Genomic DNA, 13,036 nt, shown 5'->3' on the forward strand with positions numbered 1-13,036 from the left:
GGCCGGCACGCCCTCCGGCCCTCGCTGCCCGTCTTAACCCCCGCTCCGCGGGGCGCCGCGCCCGGGTGATCGCCTCTGCCCCGGCCCTGCCCGTGCCGTCGCCGCCCGCTTGAACCCCCGCCCCGCGAGGCGCCGCACCCAACCGACCGGCCGGCACGCCCTCCCGCCGTCGCCGCCCGCTTGAACCTTCACCCCGCGGGGCGCCGCGCCCGACCGGGGCGGGCGCGGGCCGGCTTCCGCCGGGTGGGGGCGCACCTCGGACACCCCCCGAAAATCACGGAAAGGTAACGGGTCTAGTCCAAGCTTGCCTGCCGCTTCACCCGGGCGTCGGTGGCGGTTCACTGGCGCACCACCTGTGATGTGGAGTGTTGCCGCCATGAGAGTCATCGTGATCGGTGGCGGGATCCTCGGAACGATGCACGCCTGGGAGGCCGTGCAGCGCGGGCACGAGGTCCTGCATCTGGAGAGAGAAGCCGAGGCCCGGGGCGCCTCGGTGCGCAACTTCGGACTGGTCTGGGTCGGCGGGCGCGCCCCCGGCGCGGAGCTGGACGCGGCGCTGCGCGCCCGCGAGCTGTGGGAGCGCATCGGGGAGCGGGTGCCCGGCGTCGGGTTCCGCGCCAACGGGTCGCTGACCCCGGTGCGCACCGAGGCCGAGCAGGTCGTCGCAGAGCAGGTGCTGTCCCGCCCGGACGCCGGGGAGCGCGGCCTCAAGTGGCTCTCCCCCGACGAGGTCCGCCGGCTCAACCCCGCCCTGCGCGGGGAGTTCCGCGGCGCCCTGTGGTGCGAGCGGGACGCCGCGGTGGAGTCCAGGGTGGCGCTGCCCGCGCTCCGCGCGGCGCTGCAGGAGAGCGGCCGCTACACCTTTCTGCCCGGCCGGGAGGTGCGCGAGGCCGACACCGGCCGGGTGCGCGACGACCGCGGCGCGGTGCACTCCGGCGACGCGGTGCTGCTGGCCCCCGGCGCGGCGCTGTCCGGGCTGGTGCGCGAGCTGGCCCCGGAGGCCCCGGTGCGCAGGGTGCGGCTGCAGATGATGCAGACCGCCCCGCTGGACGAGCCGCTGACCACCTCCGTCGCCGACGGCGACAGCTTCCGCTACTACCCCGCCTACGCCGGGAGCGCGCTGGACGCCCTCGGCGAGGCGCAGCCCCAGCCGCCGGTCGCCGCCGAGCACCGGATGCAGCTGCTCATGGTGCAGCGCCTGGACGGCGGCCTGACCATCGGCGACACCCACGAGTACGCCGAGCCGTTCGGCTTCGACGTGCAGGAGGCCCCCTACGAGCACCTGCGCGAGACCGCCGAGGCCCTGCTGGGCCGGGCGCTGCCGCCGGTGCGGCGGCGCTGGGCCGGGGTCTACGCCCAGTGCACCGACCCGGGCGAGGTGGTGCACCGCGAGCGGGTCGCCGACGGGGTGTGGCTGGTGACCGGGCCCGGCGGGCGCGGGATGACCTGCTCCCCGGCGATCGCCGAGACGACCGCCGAGGAGCTGGGATGGTGAGCAGCGGTGCGGCCGCCCCCGGCTTCGGCCTGGTGGTGTGCGACATGGCGGGCACCACGGTGGCCGACGACGGGCTGGTGGAGCGGGCGTTCGACGCCGCGGCCGAGGCCTCCGGGATCGCCGCGGGCAGCCCGCGGCACCGGGAGATGCGCGAGTACGTCCAGGCCACCATGGGGCAGTCGAAGATCGCGGTCTTCCGCGACCTGTTCGGCGAGGAGGACCGGGCCCAGGCCGCCAACCGGGCCTTCGAGAAGGCATACGCCGAGCTGGTGGGCGAGGGGCTGTGCGCCCCGCTGCCGGGCGCTGAGGAGGCGCTGCGGCTGCTCCGCGCGCAGGGCCGCCGGGTGGTGCTGACCACCGGCTTCGCGCCGGCCACCCGGGACGCGCTGCTGCAGGCGCTGGGCTGGCACGGCCTGGCCGACCTGGTGCTGAGCCCGGCCGACGCGGGCCGCGGCCGCCCCTTCCCGGACATGGTGCTGGCCGCGTTCCTGCGCACCGCCGCGGTGGACCGGGTCGACCGGGTGGCGGTGGCCGGCGACACCCGCTCCGACGTGCTCAGCGCGCGCCGGGCCGGGGCCGGCCTGGCGGTGGGGGTGCTCACCGGCGCCCACGGCCGGGCCGCCCTGGAGGAGGCCGGCGCCCACCGGGTGCTGCCCTCCGTGGCCGAGCTGCCGGCGCTGCTGTGCGCCGAGGAGTCCGGGTGAGCGCGGCGGGCCGGGCGGGCGCCCCGGGCGGCCCGGCGGGCCCTCCCCCGGCCGCCGCCGCGACCGGGCGCCCGCCTTCCGCGCGCCTGCGCGCGCAGGGCCCGCCGCGGCACCGCCCCGGCCGGTTCCGGGGCGCCTCGGAGCCGACCGGGCCGGTACCGGCTCCGGGGGCCTGCGGCCTCGGGTCCGCGGCCGCTCCGGCGCCCGCGGGCGGACCGGGCGGGCGGCCCGCCCCCGTCCGCGTCCCGCCCGCCGCCCGGGCGCCCCGGGCCGGCGCTCCCCGCACGTATCCGCTGACGGAGATCGAGATTCGATGATGGACGGCGAAACTGTTCCCACCGCCCGCACCGAACCGGCCGGGATCCGGTTCGAGGAGGTCAGCGTCGCCTACGGGGCGTCGACCGTGCTGGACCGGTTCGACCTGGAGGTGCGCAGGGGCGAGGTGATGGCCCTGCTCGGCCCGTCGGGCTCGGGCAAGACGACGGCGCTGCGCGCGGTGGCCGGGTTCGTCCGGCCCTCGCGGGGCCGGGTCCACCTGGCCGGGCGGGACGTCACCGGCCTCGCCCCGCACCTGCGCGGCGTGGGCATGGTGGTGCAGAGCTACGCGCTCTTCCCGCACATGCGCGTCGAGCAGAACGTGGCCTTCGGGCTGAAGGCGCGCAAGGCGCCGCGCCGGGAGATCCCCGGCCGGGTGGCCGAGGCGCTGGAGATGACCGGGATGGGCGGCTACGCCGGGCGCTACCCGCGGGAGCTGTCCGGCGGGCAGCAGCAGCGGGTCGCGCTCGCCCGGGCGCTGGCGATCCGCCCCGACGTGCTGCTGCTGGACGAGCCGCTGTCCGCGCTCGACGCGCAGCTGCGCTCGGGGATGCTGGCGGAGCTGGCCCGGCTGCACCGGGAGCTGCCCGATGTGACCATGCTCTACGTCACGCACGACCAGGTGGAGGCGCTGACCCTGGCCGACCGGATCGCGGTGCTCAAGGACGCCCGGCTGGTGGACTGCGGCGCCCCGGCGGAGCTGTACCGGTCCCCGCGCACCGAGTTCACCGCGTCCTTCGTGGGCGGGGCCAACCTGCTGCCGGCGCGCGGCGCGGGGGACGGCGGCGCGCTGTTCGGCGGGGCCCGGCTGCGCGCGGCGGAGGACGCCCCGGAGGGGCCGGTGACGCTGTGCGTGCGGCCGCACCTGGTCGCGCTGGGCGGCGCCGGCGGCAACGAGCTGCGCGGCAGCCTGCTCACCGCGCAGTGGCGCGGGTCGGTGCACCGGCTCTTCGTCGACGTCGGCGGGCACGAGGTCCGCGCCGACGTGGCCGAGCTGCGCGACCCGCCGCGCCCCGGCGAGGAGGTCCGGCTGACCTTCTCCCCCGAGGACACCGTGCTGCTCCCGCCCGGGGAGCCGGGCGCCGTCGCCCCGCGGCCGGCCGAGGACGCCGAGAAGAGCGGCGCGCGGACCCCCGCGGAGGTGGCCGGTGGCTGACCTCCTCTCCCCGCTCCTCCGGGCGGAGGAACGCGCCGCGCCCGGCGCCGGCGTGCACTCGGGCGCCCCTCTCGGCCCCGTCCCGCTCTCCGCGCGCACCGGCGCCCCGCCCCTCGGCGGGAACCCGCCCTCCGGCGGGCGGCCGGGCCGAGGAGGAGTTCTCCGCGGCCGGTTCGGCCGGCCCCGCCCGCCCCGGCCCGCGAAGGCGGGGGGACCTCCCGCGCCCGGCCGGCGCGGTGCCGCCCCTCCGGGCGGGTGCCTGCGGCCGGCCACCGCGCCGGCGGGGCCGCGGACCGCCGGCTCCGATACGCCCCGACCCGACCGGAACGGAGGCCGGCCATGACCGGTGTGCTCGCTCCTCCCCCGGCGCCGCCGTCCGGCGGGCCCGGGGCCGCCCCGGGAGGAAAGGAGAACCGGCGCGCGGTCCCCGCGTGGGTGTGGGTGCTGCCGCCGGTGGCCGCCCTGGGGTTCGCCTTCCTCTACCCGCTGGTGCTGGTGGTGGTGGAGTCCTTCACCGCCCCGGACGGGAGCGGGTTCACCCTGGAGGTCTACGCCGAGACCGCCTCCTCGGAGGCGTTCCGGCGGGCGCTGGTGACCACGGTGCTGCTGGCCGTGGGGGCGACCGCGGGGTGCCTGCTGCTCGGGTTCTTCCTCTCCCTGGTGGTCGCGTTCGTGCCGTTCCCGGGGGCGCGGTTCGCCGGGAGGTTCATCAACGTCTTCCTCGCCTTCCCGTCGTTCCTGATCACGCTCTCCCTGGTGTTCGTCTACGGCACCGCGGGCCTGGCCAACGGGCTGTGGACCGGGGCGACGGGGGCGCCGGAGGGCCCCTTCGACTTCCTCACCACCCCGTGGGGCGTGCTGCTGGCGCTGATCACCTACTTCACGCCGTTCGTGATGCGCCCGCTGCTGGCGGCGTTCTCCCAGACCGAGACCGCGCAGATCGAGGCGGCGGCGTCGCTGGGCGCCCGGCCGCTGCGCATCATCGGCCGGGTGATCCTGCCCGACGCGCTGCCGGCCCTGGCCGCCGGCGGGTCGCTGGTGCTGGTGCTGTGCATGAACGAGTTCGGAATCATCCTGTTCACCGGGGCCAAGGACGTGGTCACCCTGCCGATGCTGGTCTACACGACCGCCATGCTGAAGTCGGACTACACCGCCGCCTGCGCGGTCGCGGTGGTCAACATCGCCCTGTCGTGCGCCCTGTACGGCCTGTACCGGCTGGTCCTGGCGCGCACCTCGGCGGGGAGGGGAGGCGACCGTGCTGGTGCATAGCCGGGGCGCCCGGGCGGCACTGCACGCCGTCTTCTTCGCGCTGTTCCTGCCGGTCTTCGCGCTGCCGTTCGCGGTGGTGCTGGCCGCCTCGTTCGCCGGGAACTGGAGCGGCGCGCTGCCGTCCTCCTGGACCCTGGACAACTACTCCGCCGCGGTGAGCGGGGACTCGCTGCAGGCGCTGAACACCTCGCTGGTGACCGCGGCGGTGGCCAGTGCGGCCGCGCTGATCGCCGGGACCTGGGCGGCGCTGGCCGCGCAGCGCCTGGGCCGGCGGGCGCGCACCGCGGTCGACGCGGTGTTCATGCTGCCGGTGGCGGTCCCCTCGGTGGTGGTGGGCCTGGCGCTGCTGGTGGCGTTCAGCGCCCCGCCGCTGCTGCTCAACGGCACCCGGTGGATCGTGATGCTGGCGCACGCGGTGCTGGTGACCGCCTTCGCCTACCAGTCGCTGACGGCGGCCCTGGCCCGGTTGGACCCGGCCTATGAGCAGGCCGCCGCGGGGCTGGGCGGCCGGCCCGGCTACGTGCTGTGGAAGGTGAAGCTGCCGCTGCTGCTGCCGTCGCTGGGGGCGGCCGCGGGGCTGTGCTTCGCGCTGTCCATGGGCGAGCTGAGCGCCACCATGATGCTCTACCCGCCGGACTGGCTGCCGCTGCCGGTGCGGATCTTCGCCTCCACCGACCGCGGGGCGCTCTACACCGGTGCCGCGCTGGCGGTGCTGCTGATGGCCGCGACCCTGGCCGCACTGGTGCTGCTCTCCCGGGTCCGCTCCCGGGCCGAGCAGCGCTGACCCGCCCTCTTTTCCTCCTCCTCTTCCCCACCGCCCACCGCACGGAAGGCTGAACAGAACCGCCATGCCCGCGACCGATCGGACCCCGCGCACCGCCGCCCTGGGGGCGGCCGCCCTCGCCCTCGGCCTGACCGCCGCGCTCACCGGATGCTCCGGTGGCACCGCCGACGACCCCGACGTGGTCACCGTCTACTCCGCCGACGGGCTGCGCCTGGAGTCCGGAGACGGCTTCTTCGACAAGGTGTTCGCCGACTTCGAGAAGGAGACCGGCATCCGGGTGGAGTACGTGGAGGGCGGCTCCGGCGAGGTGGTGCAGCGCCTCACCCGCGAGTCCGCCAACACCCAGGCCGACGTGCTGGTCACCCTGCCGCCCTTCATCCAGCAGGCCCAGGGCCGCGGCCTGCTCGCGCCCTATGAGCCCGAGGGCTCGGAGAAGGTCCCCGAGGATGCCAAGGACCCCGACGGCTCCTGGACCGCGGTGGTCGACAACTACCTGTGCTTCATCTACAACACCGAGCAGCTGGACGAGCCGCCGAAGACCTGGGACGACCTGCTCGACCCGGCGTACGAGGGGCGGCTGCAGTACTCCACGCCGGGCGTGGCCGGGGACGGAACCGCGGTGATGCTCAAGGCGATGCACGACTTCGGCGGGCTGGAGCCGGCCATGGAGTACCTGGGCGAGCTGCAGGCCAACAACGTGGGGCCGTCCTCCTCCACCGGGGCGCTCGCCCCCAAGGTGGACAAGGGCGAGCTGCTGGTCGCCAACGGCGACGTGCAGATGAACTTCGCCAACATGGAGGCGATGCCGTCCCAGGGCATCTTCTTCCCCGCGGCCGAGGAGGGCGAGGCGCCGAGCACGCTCTCGCTGCCCTACTCGGCCGGGGCGGTGCAGGGCGCCCCGCACCCCGAGAACGCCCGGAAGTTCCTCGACTACCTGCTCTCCGAGGAGGTGCAGGAGCAGGTCAGCGAGGTCGGCGGCGGTTTCCCGGTGCGCACCGACGTGGAGGCGGAGGGCGCCAACGCCGAGCGGCTCACCGAGATCATGGACGGCGTCGAGGTGTTCTCCCCGGACTGGGTGGAGGTCGACGAGAACTTCGACTCCTACGTCAGCGCGTGGGAGGAGGCGACGGGCAGCTGAGCCGGCGCCCTCCCGCCCGGGGGCGGCTCCGGGCGCCCGGCCGCTCCTCCGCCGGCGCGGAGGCCGCCGGGCCCCGGGGCGGCTCTCGTCCGGGGGCCGGTGCGCCGGGCCCCGGACGCGGGTGAGGCGGCGGCCCGAGTGCTCCCCAAGCCCCGGGCCGCCGCCTTGGGACGTCCCCCCATGTGCACACTCCCGAAACCCCCCTCAAGGTACGGGCACGGGCGGACGTGGTCCTCGGCCGGCGGCGGGCGGCGCGGCGGGCCGCGCCCGGCGGATCCCGCCCGCCGACGGGCCCCAGTTCACCGCGGTTCGCACCACCCCGCAAAGGTTGCGACGGGTTGCACGACGACTACATTCTGTCACGTCCCGGCTCTGGGTGCGCGGGCCGCCCGGACCGCCGGCGCCTGCGACTCCGGCAGGAAGAACGCGTCCGCGGTGCCGCGCAGCTCCACCTGGACCCGCTCGCTGAACCGGTAGGGGCGGCTCTCCAGGATGCCGCCCAGCCGCCGGCGCAGCCGGGACATCTCGGCGCGCACCGTGACCACGTGCGCCGGCGACCCGAACAGGTCCTCCGACAGGCCGGCCGCGCTCCGCCCCTCGGGGTTGCGGGCCAGCACGAACAGCACCTCGGCGTGGCGCACCGACAGCCGGTGCGTCCACTGCCCGCTGGGGCCGCTGAGGGAGACCTCCGGCGGGCCGGCCAGGTCCAGAACGACCCGGGTGGCGGGCGCGGCCTCGCCGCCGCCGGGCCGCACCAGCCAGCCGCCGGGCAGCGGCTCCATCAGGCACTCGCCCAGTTCCGGGATCCACGCCGAGGGGCCCGGTATGCGGCGGGGCAGCGCGACGCGGCGCACCGGCTCGGTGTGCACGGCCGCCGCGGTCCACCCGTTCTCGTCGACCACCAGCGCCTTCTCCCGCAGGCCAGCCAGGAGCGGGGCGGCGACCGCGCGCAGCCGCTCCAGGTTGTCGTGGTGGCGTTCGCGCAGGTGCGCCTCGGCCAGCCGGGCCACCGCGTTGACCAGGGCCAGGGTGGAGGCGTGCGCGGTCGCCGCGGGGCCGGTGACGTCGATCGCGCCGAGCACCCGCCCGTCGCGGGGGTCGCGCACCGGCGCGCAGGCGCAGGTCAGCCGGTGCAGCCCGCGGACGTAGTGCTCGGCCGAGTAGACCTGGACCGGGCGGCCGACGACCAGCGCGGTGCCGATGGCGTTGGTGCCGGTGGCGGCCTCGTCCCAGACCGCGCCCTCGACCAGGCCGGCGCCCTCCGCCAGCCGGCGCATGGGGTCGGACCCGTCCCGCCACAGGATGCAGCCCCGGGCGTCGGTCACCAGCATGACGTGCCCGGCGTCCTCGGCGGCGCCCAGCAGCGACCCGCTGATCAGCGGGACCACCTCGGCCAGCGGGGACGCCTCGCGGTGGACGGCGAGCTGCTCGTAGCGGAGCTCCGCGGAGGGCCGGCCCCGCTCCGGGTCCACCCCGTGGCCGCGCATCCGCTCCCAGGAGTCCTCGATCACCGGCCGGAGCCGGGCCGGCGGCCTCCCTCCGGAGACCGCCGCCTCGTGCACCCGCTTCAGCAGGCGTGCGTGGCGCACCGGGTCGGCCCCGGCCGGCAGAGCGGTGTCGAGCCGGTCAGCGCACACCTCTCCCCCTCCCCCTCTGCGGCGGGCTCCCCCGCGGCCCGCCTCGGAGCACACATCTTTTCCACCCTCGCCCCGGCTGGCAACCCGGGGTCGCGGCATTGCACCGGTCGGGCCGCCCAGGGCCGCCGCAGGCGCCGTTTCCGCACCTCGGACGGGCATCGGGCCGCGGGAACGGCGGCTCCTCCTCCGGTTCCCCCGGGCGGGGCGGGCGGACTTTGCCGGATCCTTCCCGTTTCTTTCGCCTCCATCCCTGCGGCGGACGGCGAGCGGGCCGAAACGTTGCGTGATAGTTGCCGGTGTGCGCCTGCACCGGCCGCGATCCGAACGGAGGTCCCGATGCGTGCTCGCCGCCCCCGCCTCCCGGCCTGGACGGCCCCGGCGCTGCTCGCCGCGGCGGCGGCGCTGCCGCTGTCGGCCTGCGCGGCCGACGGCGACGCGGAGGCCGCGCGGGCCGCCGCGGGCGGGCTCTCCGCCTCCCTGGTCCGGCCCCGCGCCGAGGCCGCCTTCGAGCGGAAGGGCCACCCCATCTCCGGGCGGCTGGAGTGCTCCACCGCCCCCGATGAGGAGGGCGCCCTGCTCATCGACTGCTCCGGCACCACCTTCGAGGAGGAGGACGCCGAGTTCTCCGGCCGGATCGAGTACCGGGCCATCGCCGACCGCCCGCCGGGGGACGACGGTGTCCCCGGCCGCTTCGTCGGCAAGGTCTCCGGCGAGCAGGTCTATGTGATGGACTGCTTCTCCTGCCGCCCCCACCCGCCCTCCGCCCCGGCCCGGGAGGGCCAGACCCGCGGCGTCGACGCCGAGCCCGACCCGCGGAAGGACGGCGAGGGCGGGAAGGGCGGCGGGAAGGACGCGGACGCCGGCCAGGACGGGTGACCGGCGGCGGCGCGCCGCCGCCGGCCGCGCACCGCCCCCGCCGCCCCGGGGAAGGCCCCCGGGGCCGGGTCCGGACCCCCGGGAGTGGTTGCGCCCCGCGGGAAAGCGGGGAATGGAGATAGGGCACCGACCCCGCGGGCGCGACGCACAGGGAGCCGCCCGGGAGACGCCACCGGGAGGCAAGCGTGTCCGTTCCCCGTCCGGCCGTGATCGCGTTCGACGTCCTGGAGACCCTGGTCCCGCTGGACGCGCTGGAGTGGCGGTTCCGGGAGGCCGGGGTGCCCCGGGTGCTGATGCGGCGGTGGAGCGACCACCTGCTCCGGGACGCCTTCGCGCTGGCGGCCGCCGGCGGCCTGCGCACCTTCCGGGAGCTGGCGCTGGCCGCGCTCGACGACGTCACCGGCCACCAGGTGGGGCGGCCCGCGGCCGAGGCCCTGGTGGACGCGGTCGCCGAGCTGGACCCGCGCCCCGACGCCGGGGAGGCGCTGGCCCGCGCGCGCGAGTCGGGGGCGCGGGTGATCGCCCTGGACAACGCACCGGAGGCGGTGGTGCTGGCGCTGCTGGAGCGGACCGGTCTCGCGTCGGAGGTGGAGGCGGTGGTCAGCGCGGACGCCTCCGGCCGGTGGAAGCCCTCGGCGGGGATCTACCTGCACGCCGCCGACCGCTGCGACACCGATCCGGCGCGCGTCGCCCTGGTGACGGCGCACGGCTGGGACGTGCACGGCGCCCGCCGGGCCGGGCTCTCCGCGGCCTGGTCGGCGCACGTGGAATCGCGCTTCCCCTCGGCCTTCGACCCGCCGGACGCCTCCGGCCCCGACCCGGTGCGCACCGTGGAGGCCCTGCTCACCTGCGCGGAGGGAGCGGCGCCCCCGGCCCCCGGCCGGTGAGGGGCGCCCGCACCGAGGAGGCCGCCCGCCCTCCGGGCCCGGCGCACGCCCCGGACCGGCCCGCCGGCGCGGGCCCGTCCGGCCGGGGCCGCCGCGTCCGGCGGGCCGCCCGCCGGGACCCCCTTCCGCCCTGCGGCCCGGTCCTCGGGGCCGGGGCGTTGCCCCTTCGCCGTCGCCGCCGTTCACGGCACGGCTTCTGGAGGCATGTCCGACTCCGCGATGTTCCACGGCCGCACCCGGGACCTCGCGACCGAGGTCCTGAGGCTGAACGGCGCGCTCGTCGGGCGCGCCGACCTGCTCGCGGTCGACCTGCCGCGCTACGGCACCAGGTACTGGCTCGTTGAGCGCCACACGGGCTTCGGCCAGGCCACGGCGGCCTGCCGCGCGCTCTACGGCCACGCCGCGCGGCGGCCGGGCGCCTTCCCCGCCTTCCCGGCCTCCGGCTTTCCATGGCGACATCAACTTGCCAAGTTGGAAAGTAGTTGCCAGACTTGAAACACGTCGAGAGATTCGGAGCCCCCCATGGACCGAGAGCAAGCCCTGAGAGACCTCTCCGCCGCCGACGAGATCGCCGGGCGGGTCCGCCGCCGGGGGACCTGGTACGCCGGGTTCTGCGCCGGAGCCGCCGCCGCCTCGCTCGCCGGCGTCTTCGCCATCGGCATGTCCCCCGACCCCTGGTGGACCGTCCCGGCCTCGGCCCTGATCGCGGCTTTCGTGGCCCTGGCCGTCTACGGCGCCCGGCAGCCGGTCAGCCCGCGCGGCTTCGCCGCCTGGCACACGGGCTCCATGGCCGCCTGGGGCGTGCTGTACGCCGCCGCCCTGGGCATCGGCATGGCGGTCTTCCCCGGCGAGATCTCCTGGTGGATGCCGGCGGCGGCCGCCACCACGCTGCCCTTCCTCGCCGCCGGCGCGGCGGCGCTGCGCGCGGCCCGGAGGCCCGCGTGACCCGCCATCCGCGCGCCCGCCTGGACGACGTCATCCACGCCCCGGTGCGGTTCTCCATCGTGGCGGCGCTCGCCTCGGCCCGGGAGGCCGACTTCAGGTTCGTCCGCGACACCGTGGAGGTCTCCGACTCCGCGCTGTCCAAGCAGGTCTCCACCCTGGAGAAGGCCGGCTACGTCAAAGTCCGCAAGTCCTCGGTCGGCCGGCGGCCGCGCACCTTCCTCGCGCTGACCGCCGAGGGCCGCACCGCCTTCGAGCGGCACGTCGCCGCCCTGCGCGACATCGCCGAGGGCCGCGCGGTCCCCGCCTCCGGCGGGGAGTGACGCCGGGCCCGCCGCGCGCGGGCGCCGCGCCCCTGGTCCACACTTGCCCTCGGGGGCGCGGCCCGGGCACCGCGCACGGCAGCAGGACACGGAGGGATCGCGTTGCACATCGCCGTCATCGGGGCCGGGGCCGTCGGACTGGCCACCGCCCGGGAGCTCGCGCTCCGGGGGAACCGGGTGACCGTCGTCGAGGCGTCCCGGCCGGGCGCCGGAACCACCGGGACCACCTTCGCCTGGGTCAACTCGCACGGCAAGGAGCCGCAGGGCTACTTCGAGCTCAACCTGGCCGGGCTCCGCGCCCACCACGGGCTGGACGCCGAGCTCGGCGGCGGTCCGCGCTGGTTCCGCGCCACCGGCAACCTGGAGTGGGCCGTCGAGCCCGGCCACGCCGAGGCCCTGCGCGCCAGGGCGGCCCGGCTGCGCGAGCGCGGCTACGCCGTACTGGAGCCCTCCCCGGAGCAGGCCCGGGAGCTGGAGCCGGGCGCCCGCGTCCCGGACGGCGCCGAGGCGGTCGCGTTCTTCCCCGAAGAGGGGCACGTGCTGACCGGGGAGTTCCTGGCCCGGATGCTCACCGACGCGCTGGCCTGCGGGGCTGTGCTGCGCTGCCCGGCCCGGGTGGCCGAGGTCGCGCCGCGCTCCGGCGGGGTGCGGCTGCTGCTGGAGGACGGCTCGGCGGTGCAGGCCGACGTCGCGGTCACCGCCGCCGGCCGGTGGACCGAGGCGCTGACCGCGACCGCGGGGCACCCGGTGCCGATGGCCGATCCGGACGCCCCGGGGTCGGCGGCGGTGGGCCTCCTCGGCTACACCGCTCCGGCTCCGGTCCGGCTGGAGCGGGTCCTCACCACCGGCCGGCTCAACGTGCGGCCCGACGGCGGCGGGCGGCTCGTCCTGCAGGGCCTGGACCTGGACGAGGGCGCGGACCCGGCGGCGGGCCCCGGCCCGCGGGCGGCCGGGGCGCTGCGCGAGCGGCTGGCCGAGGTCCTGGTCGGCGGCGAGTTCGCCGAGGTGGCCGAGGTGCGGGTGGGGCGGCGCGCGCTGCCCGCCGACGGCCTGACGGTGTGCGGGTTCGCCGACCCGGGGTCCCGGCTGTACACGATCGCGACGCACAGCGGCATCACCCTGGCCCCGGTACTGGCCCGGTGGGCCGCCGAGGAGATCCTGGACGGCGCCGACCGGCCGGAGCTGGCCGGTTTCCGCCCGGGCCGGTTCCGCGGCGGCCGGCCCGATGCGCCCCTCACCCGGGTGCGCCTGCCCGGGCAGCAGTAGCCCGGACCGGAAGTGGGGAGGGCGCCCGTCCCCTCCCCCGCCGCCCCCGCGCGGACCGCGGCGGCGCCGGTGACCGGCGCGGTCCTCCCCCGCCGGCACGCGCCGCTCCGGGAGCCGTCGCCGACCGGAGAGGACGTGCAGGTGCACGGGGAAGACCCCGCGGAGGGCGGCCCCCGCCGGCCGGGAGGGCGCCGGCGCCCTCGGAGCGCGGCGGCGCGCGGCCGGCCCCGCCGGGGCCCTTCCG

General features: G+C 77.4%; 13 protein-coding genes. 12 read left to right on the forward strand and 1 reads right to left on the reverse strand.

Translation table 11 applies throughout. The annotated features are described in order from the left end of the window. Positions 1–376 precede the first annotated feature (376 nt). The 6 genes from D459_RS0104820 to D459_RS0104845 all read left to right on the forward strand — a co-directional run bounded on the left by D459_RS0104820 (position 377) and on the right by D459_RS0104845 (position 6,861). On the forward strand, positions 377–1,495 hold the full coding sequence (locus tag D459_RS0104820) for a TIGR03364 family FAD-dependent oxidoreductase (protein ID WP_020380057.1): 1,119 nt from the start codon (positions 377–379) through the stop codon (positions 1,493–1,495). Next, on the forward strand, positions 1,489–2,199 hold the full coding sequence (locus D459_RS0104825; protein ID WP_017591868.1) for a phosphonatase-like hydrolase: 711 nt from the start codon (positions 1,489–1,491) through the stop codon (positions 2,197–2,199). Before D459_RS0104820 ends, D459_RS0104825 begins: the two co-directional genes overlap by 7 nt. A gap of 313 nt (positions 2,200–2,512) precedes the next feature. Next, a complete protein-coding gene (locus D459_RS0104830; RefSeq protein WP_017591869.1) occupies positions 2,513–3,670 on the forward strand; it encodes an ABC transporter ATP-binding protein in 1,158 nt (385 codons plus the stop codon). Between the two features lie 339 nt (positions 3,671–4,009). After that, on the forward strand, positions 4,010–4,939 hold the full coding sequence (locus tag D459_RS0104835; RefSeq protein ID WP_017591870.1) for a 2-aminoethylphosphonate ABC transporter permease subunit: 930 nt from the start codon (positions 4,010–4,012) through the stop codon (positions 4,937–4,939). Then, positions 4,926–5,723, forward strand: coding sequence for an ABC transporter permease (locus tag D459_RS0104840; RefSeq protein WP_017591871.1), 798 nt, complete (start codon positions 4,926–4,928; stop codon positions 5,721–5,723). The genes D459_RS0104835 and D459_RS0104840 overlap by 14 nt, the downstream gene beginning before the upstream one ends. Positions 5,724–5,787: 64 nt before the next feature. Continuing rightward, positions 5,788–6,861 (forward strand): 2-aminoethylphosphonate ABC transporter substrate-binding protein, encoded by a 1,074-nt coding sequence (locus D459_RS0104845; protein ID WP_017591872.1) that lies wholly within the window; start codon positions 5,788–5,790, stop codon positions 6,859–6,861. 359 nt (positions 6,862–7,220) lie between these two features. Here the strand turns inward: D459_RS0104845 and D459_RS0104850 are convergent, their stop codons facing one another. Then, positions 7,221–8,498 carry a GAF domain-containing protein gene (locus D459_RS0104850; protein WP_017591873.1) on the reverse strand — a complete coding sequence of 426 codons (1,278 nt, stop codon included), beginning with the start codon at positions 8,496–8,498 and terminating at the stop codon, positions 7,221–7,223. A 336-nt stretch (positions 8,499–8,834) separates the two neighbouring features. Between D459_RS0104850 and D459_RS30755 the strand changes: the two genes are divergently transcribed. From D459_RS30755 to D459_RS0104880, 6 genes are all read left to right on the forward strand, one after another. Next, complete coding sequence (locus D459_RS30755) at positions 8,835–9,374, forward strand: hypothetical protein (protein ID WP_017591874.1); 540 nt, start codon at positions 8,835–8,837, stop codon at positions 9,372–9,374. A gap of 185 nt (positions 9,375–9,559) precedes the next feature. Further along, positions 9,560–10,261, forward strand: coding sequence for an HAD family hydrolase (locus tag D459_RS0104860; protein WP_026120063.1), 702 nt, complete (start codon positions 9,560–9,562; stop codon positions 10,259–10,261). Between the two features lie 204 nt (positions 10,262–10,465). Then, positions 10,466–10,756 (forward strand): hypothetical protein, encoded by a 291-nt coding sequence (locus tag D459_RS0104865; protein WP_017591876.1) that lies wholly within the window; start codon positions 10,466–10,468, stop codon positions 10,754–10,756. A gap of 27 nt (positions 10,757–10,783) precedes the next feature. After that, positions 10,784–11,206 carry a hypothetical protein gene (locus D459_RS0104870; protein ID WP_017591877.1) on the forward strand — a complete coding sequence of 141 codons (423 nt, stop codon included), beginning with the start codon at positions 10,784–10,786 and terminating at the stop codon, positions 11,204–11,206. Further along, on the forward strand, positions 11,203–11,526 hold the full coding sequence (locus tag D459_RS0104875; protein WP_017591878.1) for a winged helix-turn-helix domain-containing protein: 324 nt from the start codon (positions 11,203–11,205) through the stop codon (positions 11,524–11,526). The genes D459_RS0104870 and D459_RS0104875 overlap by 4 nt, the downstream gene beginning before the upstream one ends. 102 nt (positions 11,527–11,628) lie before the next feature. Next, the gene (locus D459_RS0104880; RefSeq protein WP_017591879.1) at positions 11,629–12,792 is read left to right on the forward strand and encodes an NAD(P)/FAD-dependent oxidoreductase; all 1,164 of its coding nucleotides are present in this window, start codon (positions 11,629–11,631) and stop codon (positions 12,790–12,792) included. Positions 12,793–13,036: the final 244 nt, after the last annotated feature.

The organism is Nocardiopsis potens DSM 45234, from assembly GCF_000341105.1.
In the GTDB taxonomy this organism is placed as follows: domain Bacteria; phylum Actinomycetota; class Actinomycetes; order Streptosporangiales; family Streptosporangiaceae; genus Nocardiopsis_A; species Nocardiopsis_A potens.